Annotated in this window: 12 protein-coding genes; 11 read left to right on the top strand and 1 reads right to left on the bottom strand. The window is 41.7% G+C overall.

Annotation, left to right across the window (positions count from 1 at the left end):
• Positions 1 to 184: 184 nt before the first annotated feature.
• The 8 genes from BMX79_RS02395 to BMX79_RS02360 all read left to right on the top strand — a co-directional run bounded on the left by BMX79_RS02395 (position 185) and on the right by BMX79_RS02360 (position 9,525).
• The gene (locus tag BMX79_RS02395; RefSeq protein WP_091478800.1) at positions 185 to 1,189 is read left to right on the top strand and encodes an ABC transporter ATP-binding protein; all 1,005 of its coding nucleotides are present in this window, start codon (positions 185 to 187) and stop codon (positions 1,187 to 1,189) included.
• Positions 1,186 to 2,184: an ATP-binding cassette domain-containing protein gene (locus BMX79_RS02390; RefSeq protein WP_091478799.1), complete on the top strand. Its 999-nt coding sequence runs from the start codon at positions 1,186 to 1,188 to the stop codon at positions 2,182 to 2,184. Before BMX79_RS02395 ends, BMX79_RS02390 begins: the two co-directional genes overlap by 4 nt.
• Positions 2,185 to 2,186: 2 nt before the next feature.
• Positions 2,187 to 3,146: an ABC transporter permease gene (locus BMX79_RS02385; RefSeq protein WP_091478797.1), complete on the top strand. Its 960-nt coding sequence runs from the start codon at positions 2,187 to 2,189 to the stop codon at positions 3,144 to 3,146.
• Positions 3,147 to 3,179: 33 nt separating this feature from the next.
• Positions 3,180 to 4,127, top strand: coding sequence for an ABC transporter permease (locus tag BMX79_RS02380; RefSeq protein ID WP_246117619.1), 948 nt, complete (start codon positions 3,180 to 3,182; stop codon positions 4,125 to 4,127).
• 18 nt (positions 4,128 to 4,145) lie between these two features.
• Positions 4,146 to 6,038: an oligopeptide ABC transporter substrate-binding protein gene (locus BMX79_RS02375; RefSeq protein ID WP_091478795.1), complete on the top strand. Its 1,893-nt coding sequence runs from the start codon at positions 4,146 to 4,148 to the stop codon at positions 6,036 to 6,038.
• 200 nt (positions 6,039 to 6,238) lie between these two features.
• Positions 6,239 to 7,336: an ABC transporter permease gene (locus tag BMX79_RS02370; RefSeq protein WP_091478794.1), complete on the top strand. Its 1,098-nt coding sequence runs from the start codon at positions 6,239 to 6,241 to the stop codon at positions 7,334 to 7,336.
• A 9-nt stretch (positions 7,337 to 7,345) separates the two neighbouring features.
• Positions 7,346 to 8,014, top strand: coding sequence for an ABC transporter ATP-binding protein (locus tag BMX79_RS02365; RefSeq protein WP_091478792.1), 669 nt, complete (start codon positions 7,346 to 7,348; stop codon positions 8,012 to 8,014).
• Positions 8,015 to 8,034: 20 nt separating this feature from the next.
• On the top strand, positions 8,035 to 9,525 hold the full coding sequence (locus tag BMX79_RS02360) for a phytoene desaturase family protein (RefSeq protein WP_091478791.1): 1,491 nt from the start codon (positions 8,035 to 8,037) through the stop codon (positions 9,523 to 9,525).
• Positions 9,526 to 9,585: 60 nt separating this feature from the next.
• On the opposite strand, the gene BMX79_RS02355 is transcribed toward BMX79_RS02360, so the two are convergent.
• Positions 9,586 to 10,398, bottom strand: coding sequence for a Cof-type HAD-IIB family hydrolase (locus tag BMX79_RS02355; protein ID WP_091478789.1), 813 nt, complete (start codon positions 10,396 to 10,398; stop codon positions 9,586 to 9,588).
• 176 nt (positions 10,399 to 10,574) lie between these two features.
• On the opposite strand from BMX79_RS02355, the gene BMX79_RS02350 reads away from it, so the two are divergent.
• The 3 genes from BMX79_RS02350 to pfkA all read left to right on the top strand — a co-directional run bounded on the left by BMX79_RS02350 (position 10,575) and on the right by pfkA (position 15,484).
• Entirely contained in the window at positions 10,575 to 10,916 is a 342-nt protein-coding gene (locus BMX79_RS02350; RefSeq protein WP_091478788.1) for a metal-sulfur cluster assembly factor, read from the top strand.
• A 104-nt stretch (positions 10,917 to 11,020) separates the two neighbouring features.
• On the top strand, positions 11,021 to 14,317 hold the full coding sequence (gene dnaE, locus BMX79_RS02345; RefSeq protein ID WP_177165384.1) for a DNA polymerase III subunit alpha: 3,297 nt from the start codon (positions 11,021 to 11,023) through the stop codon (positions 14,315 to 14,317).
• A 204-nt stretch (positions 14,318 to 14,521) separates the two neighbouring features.
• On the top strand, positions 14,522 to 15,484 hold the full coding sequence (pfkA, locus tag BMX79_RS02340; RefSeq protein WP_091478784.1) for a 6-phosphofructokinase: 963 nt from the start codon (positions 14,522 to 14,524) through the stop codon (positions 15,482 to 15,484).
• Positions 15,485 to 15,508 lie beyond the last annotated feature (24 nt).

The raw sequence follows: 15,508 nt of genomic DNA, 5'->3' as shown, positions 1-15,508 counted from the left end.
AGAATAAAGTTAGAAAAAAAGCTTGAAAATTTAACTGATTGTTATAAAATTAAAAAAGAGTATTGATATTATAATAAATCAGGTGTATAATTCGATTTATATTATTAAGCTTTTAATGAAAATCAAATGAAAGTTTAATAATCTTCTCTGGCTTGCAGAGAAGTAGAGTATAGGAGGTTAAGTAGTGGCCGTCGAACGAAGTTTGTTAGAGGTTAACAACTTAGAAACAGGATTCAGATTTGGAGATGTTTACCATAATGCTGTAGATGGCGTATCGTTGACGCTGAAGAAAAATGAGATACTTGCAATAGTCGGTGAGTCCGGCTGTGGGAAATCTACATTGGCTACATCTATCATGGGACTTCATGATCATAAGAACACCCAAATCAAAGGAGAAGTATTATATAAAGATTTAAACCTTCTCGACTTGAATGAAAAGTTGTATAACCGAATTAGAGGTAATGATATAGGTATGATTTTTCAGGATCCACTAGGATCTCTGAACCCACTGATGACTATTTTTAATCAAATATCAGAATCGCTTGAATACCATTCTGATTTAAATGAGCAGCAGCGTAAAGACCGAGTGCTTGAACTGCTGAATCAGGTTGGGATCCCTCGACCTGAACAGATCATGAAAGCTTATCCGCATGAGTTGTCAGGTGGGATGAGACAGAGGGTCGTCATTGCGATCGCGCTGGCTAACAAACCGCCGATCATCATCGCAGATGAACCGACTACCGCATTGGATGTTACCATTCAGGCTCAGATACTTGACCTGATGAACGATATTCAAGATGAAACAGGTTCAGGAATTATTCTAATCACTCATGATCTGGGTGTTGTAGCAGAAACAGCGGATAGAGTGGCTGTCATGTATGCAGGACAGATTGTGGAAGAAGCACCGGTTGAAGAACTGTTTGCCAATCCTAAGCACCCATACACACGTTCTTTACTTAACTCCATTCCTCATGAACTGGAAAGTGATGATGATGAGCTTCATGTTATACATGGAACTGTGCCTTCTCTTCAGAAACTGCCAAGAAAAGGGTGCCGTTTTGCTCCGCGTATTCCATGGATTCCTGAAAGTGCACATGAAGAAAATCCAGTTTTGCATGAAGTGAGTCCAAACCACAAAGTGAGATGTACATGCTGGAAGCATTTCCACTTTGAAGGGGAGGAAAAATAATAAAGGGATTTATTGAAGTTAAAGATTTAAAAGTACATTATCCGATCCGAGGCGGCGTGCTGAACACGATTCAGAGCTATGTAAAGGCTGTTGATGGAGTCAACCTGACGATTGAAGGCGGGAAGACATACGGTCTAGTTGGAGAATCAGGATCAGGAAAGACGACGATCGGTAAAACGATCATTGGTCTTGAGAAAGCGACTTCAGGACAGATTATGTATGAAGGACAGAATGTAACTAATAAAGCTAGAAGCCGCAAAGAAAAATATGCAGCGTATAACAAAGACGTTCAGATGATTTTCCAGGATGCAACATCATCTATGAATCCAAAGAAACGTATCCTGGACGTTATTGCGGAACCTATGCGTAATTACTTTGATTATACTCCGGACGAAATCAAGCGTAGAGTTGTCGATTTACTTGAAATCGTTGGGATGAATGCAGAGGCTATGTATAAGTACCCTCACGAATTCTCCGGTGGACAGAGACAGAGGATCGGTGTTGCACGTGCCGTTGCCAGTGATCCGAAACTGATTATTGCTGATGAACCGACATCTGCTTTAGACCTTTCCGTCCAGGCTCAGGTTCTTAACTTTATGAGACGTATCCAGAAAGAGTATAACTTGAGTTACCTTTTCATTTCACATGACCTTGGTGTGGTTCAGCACATGTCAGATGACATTGCGATCATGCACAGAGGACGTTTCGTTGAACAAGGATCAAAAAAGGAAATCTACAGCAACCCGCAGCATATTTACACTAAACGTCTCCTGTCAGCAATTCCAGATATGGATCCGACTACTAGAGCTGCTCATAAAGTTGAAAGACAGCGCGTAGAAGCCGAGTATGATGCACAGGAAACCGAGTACTATGATCCTGACGGGCGAGTATATGATCTGCAGGAATTCAAAAAAGATCACCTTGTTGCTCTTCAGCCGGAAGCACCTAATGCTTCTCTGCAAAATGAGAAAGTGAAAACAGGAGGGGAACGTTAGACATGTGGAAGACGATTTTTAGACGAATACTTTTAATGATTCCTCAAATTATTATTTTAAGTATCCTGATTTTTATTATTGCTGATTTCATGCCTGGAGACCCATTCCGAGGACTGGTCGATCCTAACTTGGACCCGGCTCAGCTTGAGGCTCAGCGTGAAGCGTTTGGATTGAACGATCCCCTGCCTGTCAGATATGTCAGATGGGTTGGAGATGCTCTTCAAGGTGATTTCGGACGAAGCTTCAACTATCAGCAGCCAGTGGTGGCTGTTATAGGTGGAAGGCTAGGAAACACGGTAAGGTTGTCCTTACTTTCAGTTATTCTGACTTACCTTATTGGTCTGCCTTTAGGAATACTGGCTGGAAGATATAATGAGTCTGTACTGGATAAAACTGTACTGGTCTATAACTTTGTCAGTTTCGCCGTTCCTATTTTCGTATTAGCCTTGCTTATGGTGTGGATATTCGGGTACAACCTCAACTGGTTCCCGTCCAGAGGGTCGATAAGCATTAATGCAAATACGACCTGGGAAAGATGGACTAGTCAGCTGTATCACCTGATACTGCCATCGATTACAACTGCAATACTGGGGACCACATCGATCATTCAGTACTTAAGAAGTGAAATTATCGATGCCAAAGTATCAGACTATGTGAAGACGGCACGTTCTAAAGGTGTGCCGATATCTAAGGTCTATACTAAACATATCTTCAGAAATGCGTCACTACCGATCGCATCAGGATTTGGATTTACAATTGTAAGTCTATTTACCGGATCAATCTTTATCGAACAGATCTTTAATTACCGCGGCATGGGATATTTATTCCTCCAGTCAATCAACACGCGAGATTACAGTGTCATCTTTGTCCTTGTGTTGTTCTACGGATTCTTAGGATTGATAGGGACATTACTTTCAGATTTGATCTTGATGGCTGTAGATCCACGTATTCGAATTGATTAGACTATTTTTACTGGAAAGGAATGAATAAATCTTATGGCAACGAATCAAGACGCGGAAGCAGCAGTCCTGTCGGATGATATGGCCGCTTCTTCCCCACCAATGGGTATGAAAGTTATTGTTCGTGAATTTGTGAGAGACAAGCTGGCCCTGGCTTCTCTAATATTGCTGGTTGGACTTCTGGTCACCATCTTCATCTGGTCTTTTCTTATTGATCAGGATCAGGTTACCAACGTCAGCTTGTGGGATTCGTACTTGAGACCTATGGCTTTCAGTGAAGATCCGGCTAGAGAAGGCATGCGATTTATACTCGGAACAGATTCAGCGGGAAGAGATATTTTTGGACTCCTTATAATAGGAGCAAGAAACTCACTGCTTCTCGGATGGTCAGTGACTGTTGTCACTAGTATTATCGGTATTGTTATCGGAATTCTTGCTGCATACTATGCTGGACTTATCGATAACATCATCATGCGGATCATCGACTTCATCATGATTTTGCCTCAGCTGATGATTATTATTATCTTTATTACGATTGTACCGACTTATAATGTATTAACATTTGCATTGATTCTTATAGTTTTCAACTGGCATGGCCAGGCAAGGTTCATCAGGGGACGTGCACTGACAGTCGGACGACTGGATTTCATCAGTGCATCCAAGACAATGGGAACACCGTCACTCGTGATCATGCTTCGTGAAATGATGCCTAACATCAGTTCATTGATCATCGTCAACCTGACACTGAACTTTGCAGGAAGTATCGGCTTAGAAACAGGGTTATCCTACTTAGGTTTCGGGCTTCCGCCTGGAACACCAAGTTTAGGAACTTTAGTTGCCTATGCCACCAATCCAGATATTCTGGAGAATAGAGCTTGGGTTTGGTTACCGGCTTCAACACTCATCCTAGTGTTGGTGCTGTGTATAAACTACGTCGGTCGTGCGCTCCAACGTGCTGCAGACGCTAAACAAAGATTAGGATAAGAGAAGGGGAGAAAAAATATGTCAAACAAGAAAAGATATAGCATGCTTGCAAGTACTGCTGCTGTAGCATTCATCTTGGCTGCCTGCGGTAACGGCGATACTGCCGATACTGATGATAACGGCGTAGACGAGAATGGCGCTACTGAGGAAGAAGTAGAAGACGATGCCAACGGTGAAACTGCCGATGAAGGTCCTGCACCGATTGAATTTGAGACGAGAGTCGAGAATGAAGGGGAAGCAATCGAAGGCGGAACATTAAGCATCGGATACGTAACTGATTCACCATTTACTGGTATTTTCAGCTATGAGCTTTACACTGGTAACCCGGATGCAATCGTCATGCAGTATGCAATGGGAACACTTGTCGGAACAGACGAGAACTACCAGTATGATGATTCTGGAGCAGCGACTGTTGATGTTGACCAGGATACTAACTTAGTAACAATTACTTTACGTGACGATGTTTACTGGCACGATGGCGAACAAGTAACTGCCGGCGACATTGCCTTTACACATGAAATCATTGGTCACCCTGACTACACAGGTGTACGTTACAGTTCTGACATGCAGAGCATCGTCGGTATGGAAGCATACAAGAACGGCGAAGCTGACAGCATTGAAGGGATCACTGTCGTAGATGACCTGACTCTTGAAATTCAATATGAATCTGTCGGTGTACAGATGCTTCAAGCAGGTGGAGGAATCTGGACATACGCAGCACCTCGCCACTACCTGGAAGACATTCCAGTAGCTGAACTTGAATCTGCACCAGAAATTCGTGAAAACCCAATCGGATTCGGTCCATTCATGGTCGATAACATCGTTCCAGGTGAATCTGTATCTTATACTCGTTTCGATGATTACTATTTAGGCACACCAAATCTTGAAAGAATCGAACTTGAAACTGTTCCTTCTTCAACTGCTGTAGCAGCTATGGAAAACCACCAGTTTGACTTGTTCCTGAGCATGCCTACAGACCAGTATGAGAACTTTGAAGATATTCCTGGCTATACTGTACTAGGTCGTCAGGAAAATGCCTACACTTATATCGGATTTAAACTAGGTGAATGGCAGGGAGCACAGGAAGATGATGAAGGTAACGTAACAGAGCCTGCTCAAAACGTTCCGGATCCAGATGCTAAAATGGCTGATGTCAACTTGAGACAAGCTATGGCTTATGCAATCGACAACGATGCAGTTGGTGCCCGTTTCTACCAGGGTCTACGTAGCCGTGCTACATCCCCAATCATTCCTAACTTTGCTGATTACTACAATGATGATATCGAGGGATATCCATACAATCCAGATCGTGCAAACGAACTGCTTGATGAAGCTGGATATGAAGATACAAATGGTGATGGATTCCGTGAAACTCCAGATGGAGAAGAACTGGTCATCAACTTTGCATCAATGTCTGGTGGAGATGTGGCAGAGCCAATTTCCGAGTACTACATGCAGTCATGGAGAAATATCGGACTGAACGTTCAACTTCTTGACGGACGTCTACATGAGTTCAACTCATTCTACGACCGTGTTGAAGCTGATGATCCGAACATCGATATCTATCAAGCTGCTTGGGGAACTGGATCAGATCCTACTCCAGACGGACTTTACGGCCGTTATGCACCATTCAACTACACACGTTGGGCTACTGAAGAAAATGATGCCTTCATGGAAGATATGCTCAGCGAGCAGGGCTTCGATGTTGAATGGCGTGCAGAAGTATTCAGAGAATGGCAGGAGTACTTCATGGAAGAGTTGCCAATTATCCCAACTCTATTCCGTAATGAAGTCTTCCCAGTTAACAACCGTGTTGGTGCTTACGACATTACTGTCGGAGAAGATCCAAACACACCAGGTGCTGGAATACACACTTGGTACCTGATCGACGAAGATCGTGCAACAGAATAATTAAAAACACTGATAGACTATCTATCTAGTATCGCTCAAAAATCGCTCAATCACCTGAAAAGACATTGTTCTTTTCAGGTGATTTTTTTAGTTTAAATAATTGTAGTTATCTTAAAAATGATGTATGATAGTAGTTAATCGGTGTAAGTTTATTCACAATTTACTTCGAATTCAAATTATTATTTTTAGGAGTAATGCATATGTTTCTAGCGTGGAAAGAAATAAAATATTCAAAAACCAGGTTCGCCCTTATCATTGGTGTAGTCGTTCTTGTTTCCTATTTAGTTTTCTTCCTAACAGGTCTGGCCTATGGTCTTGCTCAGGAAAACAGAACCAGTATCGACAAATGGGAGGCAACTGGAATCGTTCTTGCGGATGAATCCAATCTAAATATCAATATGTCGATGTTTCCGAAAGAGCTTGTCGATGATGTGGAAGCCTCCGAAACTGCGTCTTTAGGCGTAACATCCAGTGTTGTACAATTGGTCGAAGAATCGGAAGATGACGATGATTCAAAAGTGAACGTGACTTTCTTCGGTGTTAACGAAGATGAGTTTATTTTCCCTGATATTCTGGAAGGGGAATCGATTCAGAATGAAAATGAAGTGATTGCCGATATCAGCTTGAAAGAAGAAGAAGGATATGAACTGAATGATGAATTATCTCTGGCAGGAATCGATACAACAGTAACTATCGTCGGATTCACTGATAACGCTAAATTTAATGTCGCGCCTGTATTATATACAGATCAGCCAACCTATCAGCATATCAGAGCTAGTGGCTTCGGCGAAAGAGAGGATGAGATTATCAGTGCAATCGTTGTTCAGACAGATAATGGTGAACTAAGTGAAGTAGCTCTAGGTACAGATGATCTGGAAATATATGAGATTGACGAGTTTATCAGCAACCTGCCCGGATATAATGCTCAGGTGCTTACCTTTGGACTGATGATCGGCTTTCTCGTGCTTATAGCAGCTATGATAGTCGGTATCTTTATTTATGTCTTGACGCTTCAGAAAACCTCGATTTTAGGTGTAATGAAAGCACAAGGTATTTCGTCTAAATACATTGGTAAATCTGTAGTGGGACAGACATTGCTTCTGACACTCTTCGGTGTGTTGACTGGACTTGGTCTCACTCTGGTCACAGGGATTGTTCTACCAAATGAGGTACCATATATGAATAATATTCTATTTTTTGTGAGTATTACGACATTGCTAATAATCGTTGCTTTAATGGGGGCATTCTTCTCAGTAAGAACAGTAGTTAAAATTGACCCTCTCGAAGCCATCAGTTAGGAGAAAATAATGAAACTTATTGAATTGAAAAATGTAACTAAAACATTCGATGATGGACGTAAAAAAATCGAAGCCTTAAAGGAAACAAATTTTGCTGTAGAAGAAGGCGAATTTGTCGCTGTTATTGGTCCCAGTGGATCGGGGAAAAGCACGTTCCTTACAATTATTGGTGGGCTTCAGACACCTACTGAAGGCAAGGTTTTTATTAACGATGAAAAGTTCAGTGAGCTTAATGAAAAAAAACGGGCTAAAAAACGATTTGATGAAATTGGGTTCATTCTACAGGCATCCAATTTAATTCCGTTTCTCACAGTAAAAGATCAACTTCGGCTGGTCAATAAAATCAATCGCTCTAGCTTCGATAAAAACGATGCGCAGTCTTTACTGGATGAACTAAAGATCAACGACTTGAGCGACAAATACCCTAGCGATCTGTCTGGTGGAGAAAGACAGCGTGCAGCCATAGCGCGCGCATTGTATCATGATCCGTCGGTCATTCTTGCTGATGAACCGACAGCCAGTCTGGATACGAATCGTGCATTTGAAGTGGTTGAAATTTTAGGAAGAGAAACAAAGAAGAAGAAAAAAGCGACGATCATGGTCACCCATGATGAACGGCTGACTGATTACTGTGATACGGTTTATGTAATGAAAGATGGCGTACTGAACAAAAAATAATTCAGGAAAGTTGGATAGGCATGTCAAAAACAGTAAGTGTTATTGGTGCAGGAGTGGCCGGTTTAGCGAGTGCGATTCGTCTGCAGCATGCGGGTTACGATGTAACGATATATGAAAAATCTAAAATGGCCGGCGGGAAGATGCATCAGTTAAAAAAAGATGGCTTCACGTTTGATGTAGGTCCAAGTATTGTAATGATGCCCGAACTCTACAGAGAGGTATTCGAGCTGGCTGGAAGGAACCCGGATGATTATATTCCTATGCAGAGACTCGATCCAATGTATTCGGCCTTTTTTGAAGACGAGAAGATAGATGTTTCATCTGATCTTGTCAAACTTGTTGAACATCTTGAGGGGATCGGCGAAGAAGACGTTATAGGTTTTCTTGCTTACTTGAAAGATATTTACGAACGCTTTACGATTGCCAAAGAGTATTTTATTGAAAGACCCTTCAGAAATGCGTCTGATTTCTATAATCCTTTTATGCTGAAGCAGGCAATGAAACTTAAGACATTTGACAGTGCCAATCATTCAATTGGTAAATTTGTCAAAGATAAACGTCTACAGCAGATCTTAAGTTTTCAGACTCTTTATATCGGTATTTCTCCTATGAACGGACCATCCCTTTATACCATTATTCCTATGATCGAGTACTTATACGGCATCTGGTTCATTAAAGGTGGAATGTATACTATGGCCAGTTCAATGGAAAGACTGTTTCTGGAACTTGGTGGCCAGGTCAAATACGAGGCAGAGGTTGACGAAATAGTTATTGAAAATAAGCAGGCGACAGGAATAAAGCTGAATGGAGAAAAAATCCTTTCTGATTACGTTATGTGTAATGCCGATTTCCCATACGCCATGAAGAACCTTGTAAAAGATACGAAAGCTAAAGGAAAATACACAGACAAGAAAATCGACAGTATGAAGTATTCCTGCTCATGTTTCGTTATGTACTTGGGTATGGACAAGAAATATGATGAGGTGGAAAACATCCACAACTTTGTCTTTTCAAAAGATCTGGATGAAAACCTGGAAGATATTTTTGAAGGAAAACTGCTTGATCAGGCTTCTTTTTATGTCTACATTGCATCCAAGCTGGATCACAATCTGGCACCTGAAGGAAAAGAAGGGCTGTATGTTTTAGTCCCTGTTTCTGATCTCTCAACAGCAAAGTATGAATGGACAGATGAAACCATTGCTTATTACAGAAACCAGGTTATCTCGAAACTTAAGACCATCAAAGGTTTTGAAACAATCGAAGAGGATATTATTTCTGAAAGCTATACGACACCAAAGGATTTTGAATCCCAGTTTAATGCTTACAACGGAGCAACTTTTGGTTTGAGACCTACTTTAACTCAAAGTAATCATTTCAGACCTCAAGCTAAGTCAAAAACTGTCGAGAACCTTTATTTCACTGGAAGCAGCACACACCCAGGCGCAGGAGTCCCGATCGTTCTGACATCTGCAAAAATAGCAACGGAAGAACTCATTTTAGATGATAGATAGATGATATAAAGACCCGCTGAATCTGATGTTAATCAATTCAGTGGGTCTCATATTTTTTATCTATAGAGCAAAATAAGATTCCAGATAACGAGCAACCCCATCGTCATCATTGGTAAAGGAAGTAACATCTCCTGCTATGGCTTTCAGTCGGTCGATGCCATTAGACATCACCACGCCCAGTCCGGCGTATTGAATCATTTCGTAGTCATTTTCCTGATCACCAAATGCAAGTATATCTGTGCGGTCGATATTATAGTAAGCCGCAATCCGTTCGAGGCCAAGTGCTTTCTGTACACCAGCAGCGACGACTTCAAGACATGGCGTATCACCGCCCCACATTCTTACTTCTACAGCATCTTTATACTGTTCGATAATCTTTCCTTCGATATACGGCTGGTATTGACGTGTAGACGTGAAAACACCGACAGAAGTAGGATCTTCAAGGAGCGTCTCAGCGGTCAGCTGTTTACTGACTTCAATGCCTTCAGGAAAAAAATCAGGGTAAGGGATGTATTCGCCTTCTATATAAATAGATTGTTGTGACTCTGCAGCAATCAGCTGGACTTCTGGATTTTCTCTCAATGAGAGCATAGAGATAGCCAGGTCTTTACTCAACGTCTTATGATAGCTGTGAGACCAGTTTTGCTCAGAGGGGTTATGGCACCATGCGCCATTGAAGTTTACAATGGGTGTTGTCATTTCGAGTTCTTTATAATAATAATAGCTGTTACGATAAGGCCGACCGGTTACAATGGAAACGATATGTCCATCTTTGCGCAGTCGGTTCAGCACATCCTTAGTCCGTACACTCAGCATAGACGCGTCATTTAATGTCGTTCCGTCCAGATCGAGTGCAATCAGTTTTCTTTTCATCACTATCTCTCCTCATTGACCGTTTAATCATCTTTATCCAGTATATCAAAGCCTATATGAAAAGTATATTTGAATTCAGGAAGGATAAGACACATCGTCAAATAAAGTTTTGTTTTCAGGTAAACACAGGCTTCGCAATATGTTAGAATATAAGAGAGAAACAAGGAGGAGAGCGTATGACTAAAGAGACTGAAGTATGGACTGATGAACAGATTCAGGATGTGAAAAACCGGATCATGCAGGCAATGGAGCAAGTGATCGACCCTGAACTGGGTATTGATATCGTCAACTTGGGCCTTGTGTATGAAGTCAATGTATTCAATGGTGGATATTGCGAAATGAAAATAACACTGACCACAATGGGCTGTCCATTGGCAGATGTTATAACTGAAGATATCTTAAATGCAATGAAAACTGTACCAGAAATTACAGAAACTGATGTCAAACTTGTCTGGTATCCTGCATGGGATACATCGCGTATGAGCAGGTACGCAAGAATTGCGTTAGGAATCAGATAAAGTCAGCTCTCAATGATGCTATTACGGGCATGTGCCTATTAAGCTGCATTGAGGGCTTTATTCTGTTCAAAATTATGGAAATGTCTAATGTGGAAGGTGATGGAATGGAATTTACTCCTCTTCAAGTGTTCAGTTCATATACATTATTAAAAAGTACACTGTCAGTTCCTTCTGTAATCAGCCAGGCTAAACAGCTTGGCTATACGTCCATTGCGCTTACAGATAAGCATGTCATGTACGGGGCAGTAGAATTTTATAAAGAAGCAGTCAGACAGAATTTAAAACCTCTGATTGGATTGACTGTTGATTTGTCTGCCAACGACGAATGGCCCGAAGAATCTGAAATAGTTCTGATCGCAAATAACAATATCGGCTATCAGGAACTGATGGCATTCTCGACCGATATTATGCTTCATCATCAAGCAGTGGATGTCAACAGATTATCGTCAATAAGTAACGATGTAAGCATCATTTTTCCTGTTACCAGTAAGGTTTTGGAAGGTATGAAGCAAGATACTGAACGAGTTCGAATCTTTATACATTCTCTTTCGGAACAGTGTTCAGCATTAAATATAGGGATCCGCTGGGACGATGCCTATCAGGCTGAAATTAGAGGTATTCAGGAGATAGCCGATGCTCTAGACATTCCATCAGTCATCAGTGAATCTGTCTATCTGATGGATGACAGTGATCAGTCTGCAATAAAAGTTCTTCACGCGATTGACAACGGCTTAACTGTTGAAGAAGATAATTTTCAGCTCAGTGAGGGGTCAGGTTTTCTAAAGGACAAAAGCGAGCAATTAAACTATTACGCGTCAAAAGGACTGACCGAAGCGCTGAACAACACTCAGAACCTGATAGAGAAAAGCCAGCTCTCATTTGAGTGGGAAACGAGACTCCCGGAATTTAATACACCTGAAAATCTCAGCTCAGAACAGTATCTTGAGAAGATATCTTTTGAATGGCTGTCAAAACGAGTACCTGATCATGATGACAAGTACAAGACGCGACTGAAGAAAGAATTGACCGTCATCAGTAAAATGGGCTTTGCGGATTATTTTCTAATTGTATGGGATCTAATGAAGTATGCTCATGACAATCGTATCGCCACAGGGTCAGGTAGGGGATCTGCTGCAGGCTCTTTAGTTTCTTATGTCCTTAAGATTACAGATGTTGACCCTATAAAATATGATTTGCTCTTTGACAGATTTTTGAACGAGCAACGCTTTACTTTACCGGATATCGATCTTGATTTCCCTGACAATAAGCGAGAAATGATTTTGTCGTATGTATTCGACAAATATGGAAGCGACCATGTAGCTCAAATAGCTACATTCGGTACATTTGCTGCAAAGATGGCGATCAGAGATAGCGGAAGAGTTTTTGGATTGACAACAGAAGAGCTAAAGAAATGGTCCAATACCATTCCGTCGCGCCCGGGAATCACGTTAAAAGATGCCTATAAAGAATCAGATAAATTAAAAAAATTAGTAAAAGAATCAGAGTTTAATTTGATGCTTTTCAAGACAGCTGTGAAACTCGAAGGCCTTCCAAGACATGTATCCACACATGCTGCTGGAGTTGTCATCTCCAAGGATCCTCTTATTCTGTCAACACCGCTGCAGGAAGGTAGTGGGGTCATGCCATTGACACAATTTACGATGGGTGATGTCGAGACTGTAGGTCTTTTGAAGATGGATTTTCTTGGACTGAAGAATCTGACCATACTTGCCGATTGCCTTTCTCTTTCAGGAATGAATAGACGATCGATTGAAGACAGTCTTTCAGATATTTCTTTAGATGATCCAGAAACTTTGGAACTGTTTAAGTCAGCGGACACAAATGGTATTTTTCAGTTTGAATCTGCCGGCATACAACGAGTGCTCAAGAAACTTGGGCCAACCGAATTTGAAGATATCGTCGCTGTCAATGCTTTGTACAGACCAGGACCAATGGAACAGATCGATCATTTCATTGCCCGAAAAAAGGGGAATGAATCAGTTGAATACATTCATGATGACTTGAAAGATATTTTATCAGTCACGTATGGGGTAATTGTCTATCAGGAACAAGTAATGAAAGTTGCGTCAAAGATTGCAGGATACACCTTGTCGGAGGCTGATATTTTAAGAAGAGCTATATCGAAGAAGATAAAAGCTGAGATAGATGCAGGGCGCAACCAGTTTGTTGCAGGAGCCAAGCGAAAAGGTTACTTGAAAGAAGATGCTGAAGCCATATATGCCCATATAGAACGTTTCGCCAATTATGGCTTTAACAGATCTCATGCAGTATCTTACTCTAAACTGGCTTTCCAGTTAGCCTATTTCAAGGCACATCACCCGGCAGCCTTTTATGTTGCGCTTATGCGCTCCACCTCTAATAATAGGGATAAGGTCAGGAAGTATTTAATGGAAGCTAAACAGCGGGGACTAGCGCTCATGAAACCCTCTATCAATTCCAGCTGGTATTCGTTCACGGTCAGCAATGGATCAATCATTTTCGGTCTGGATACGGTGAAAGGTTTGAGAAGAGAGTTCATTAGTCATATAATGAATGAGAGAAAAGCTAATGGACCATATAAAGACCTGATGTCATTTGTAAGTAGGATGGGCGATAAATGGCGTAAAGAACAGATGATCCTGCCACTAGTTAAGGCGGGGTGTTTTGATGAGCTGGGAACAAATAGAAACACTCTTATACATTCGCTGGGATCTGTCATAGACAGTATCAAAATGAGTAATGGAAACACAGAACTTTTCGAATCACTGGCGCCAAGAATTGAGCAGCTGCCCGAGCTTTCTTTCAAGGAAAAGCTGCAGCAGGAATTTGAAGCGACTGGCTTTTACTTGTCTGGGCATCCTGCAGAACAATTTGCCCAGAGTAATGTCGATTTTCTCACCGTATCTGAAACGGGACGCTATTCTTCTTATGCTGTGCAAGTTGAAGCCATCAAAAAAATCCAGACAAAACGTGGAGAACCGATGGCTTTCATGGATGTGTCAGACTCTTCTGGAGAAGGCACGATCATACTGTTTCCTGATATTTATAGAAAAGTCTCCCGTTTATGTAAAGAAGGAGCACTTCTCCGAGTGAAAGGAAAAGCAGAATGGAAAGGAGACCAGCTCAATGTCATAGCTAACACAGTTGAAATGCTGACGGAGAAAAAAGAAGCGCATAAAGGGCTTTTTTTAAGAATCAGGGATATGGATCACGACAGAAATAAACTCCAGAAGATTCTGGCAATAGTCTCAAAAAGAAATGGGGCAGTACCCGTTATCATTTATGATCCGGTCACGGAGAGAAAAGAAAAGCTGAAAAGCAGATTCAATGTTCAGCCGGACGAGGAGCTGTTGAATGAATTGATAGAAGTACTAGGAAAAGAGAATGTTTTTCTGAAATAATCAGCAATTAATCCGTTTATCTCTGTATTTTAAAAGACAAGACCGGTTAAAAATGATAAAATAATAAATGTATGTAAATAAATGATGGTTTAAGGTAAAATATTATAGGGTGAAACATGTAGGATGATGGCCCGAGGTATTTTACATATCTCTGTCAGTTTTTGGCAGGGAGTGAAGAAAATTTGCATTGAAGGTGGAAATGAGATGAAAAGAATTGGCGTTCTAACAAGTGGAGGAGACGCTCCCGGAATGAATGCTGCCATACGTGCCGTAGTAAGAAAGGCATTACATGAAGGTATGGAAGTATATGGTGTCAATTACGGATATGCCGGACTTGTGGCTGGTGACATCAGAAAACTGACACGTAGAGATGTCGGCGACATGATTCAGCGAGGAGGAACTTTCTTATATTCTGCGAGGTATCCTCAATTCGCAACTGAAGAAGGACAGCTTAAAGGAATCGAACAGCTTAAGCGTTTCGGTATCGAGGGACTGGTCGTTATTGGTGGAGACGGGTCTTACCGTGGCGCCTACGCCTTGACTAAGCATGGGTTCCCATGTGTCGGTGTTCCCGGAACGATCGATAATGATATTCCAGGAACAGATTACACGATTGGATTCGATACGACGATCAATACTGTTCTTGACGCGCTGGATAGAATTAGAGATACTGCTACCTCCCACGTCCGCACGTTCGTAATCGAGGTGATGGGTCGTGATGCGGGAGATATCGCTTTGTGGACTGGGGTAGCCAGTGGCGCAGAACAGATCATCGTTCCCGAGAAAGGCTTCGACATTACAGAAGTAGCAGATAACATCCGAGAAGGAAAAGAGAAAGGCAAAAAGCACAGCATCATTATCCTGGCCGAAGGAGTGATGGGCGGCAATGAGTTTGCTGAAAAGCTGGATGCCATTGATAATTTCCATGTCAGAGTGACAGTCCTGGGACACGTTCAGCGTGGGGGCTCACCTACAGCTAGAGACAGAGTCCTTGCTTCTCAATTTGGAGCTAAAGCAGTCGACGTCCTTAAAGAAGGACAAGGCGGGGTTTGTCTGGGAATAAACAACGAGAAAATTATAGTCAGAGATATCGTTGAAACACTCGACAACATGACCCACACACCTAACATGGACTTGTTTAAGCTGAATGAGGAAATTTCCAACTAACTATACCTCTAAGGTTGGATTGCT

It is taken from the genome of Alkalibacterium pelagium, assembly GCF_900109325.1.
Classification (GTDB): Bacteria; Bacillota; Bacilli; order Lactobacillales; family Carnobacteriaceae_A; genus Alkalibacterium; species Alkalibacterium pelagium.
Note: the sequence above shows the minus strand (reverse complement) of the source record. Positions and strands in the feature narration are given on the sequence as shown.

Bases quoted from the DNA above. Each gene is read 5' to 3' on its own strand.
- BMX79_RS02385 (WP_091478797.1), top strand. From the start codon at position 2,187: ATGTGGAAGACGATTTTTAGACGAATACTTTTAATGATTCCTCAAATT.
- BMX79_RS02380 (WP_246117619.1), top strand. From the start codon at position 3,180: ATGGCAACGAATCAAGACGCGGAAGCAGCAGTCCTGTCGGATGATATG.
- BMX79_RS02375 (WP_091478795.1), top strand. From the start codon at position 4,146: ATGTCAAACAAGAAAAGATATAGCATGCTTGCAAGTACTGCTGCTGTA.
- BMX79_RS02370 (WP_091478794.1), top strand. From the start codon at position 6,239: ATGTTTCTAGCGTGGAAAGAAATAAAATATTCAAAAACCAGGTTCGCC.
- BMX79_RS02365 (WP_091478792.1), top strand. From the start codon at position 7,346: ATGAAACTTATTGAATTGAAAAATGTAACTAAAACATTCGATGATGGA.
- BMX79_RS02360 (WP_091478791.1), top strand. From the start codon at position 8,035: ATGTCAAAAACAGTAAGTGTTATTGGTGCAGGAGTGGCCGGTTTAGCG.
- BMX79_RS02355 (WP_091478789.1), bottom strand. From the start codon at position 10,398: ATGAAAAGAAAACTGATTGCACTCGATCTGGACGGAACGACATTAAAT.
- BMX79_RS02350 (WP_091478788.1), top strand. From the start codon at position 10,575: ATGACTAAAGAGACTGAAGTATGGACTGATGAACAGATTCAGGATGTG.
- dnaE (WP_177165384.1), top strand. From the start codon at position 11,021: ATGGAATTTACTCCTCTTCAAGTGTTCAGTTCATATACATTATTAAAA.
- pfkA (WP_091478784.1), top strand. From the start codon at position 14,522: ATGAAAAGAATTGGCGTTCTAACAAGTGGAGGAGACGCTCCCGGAATG.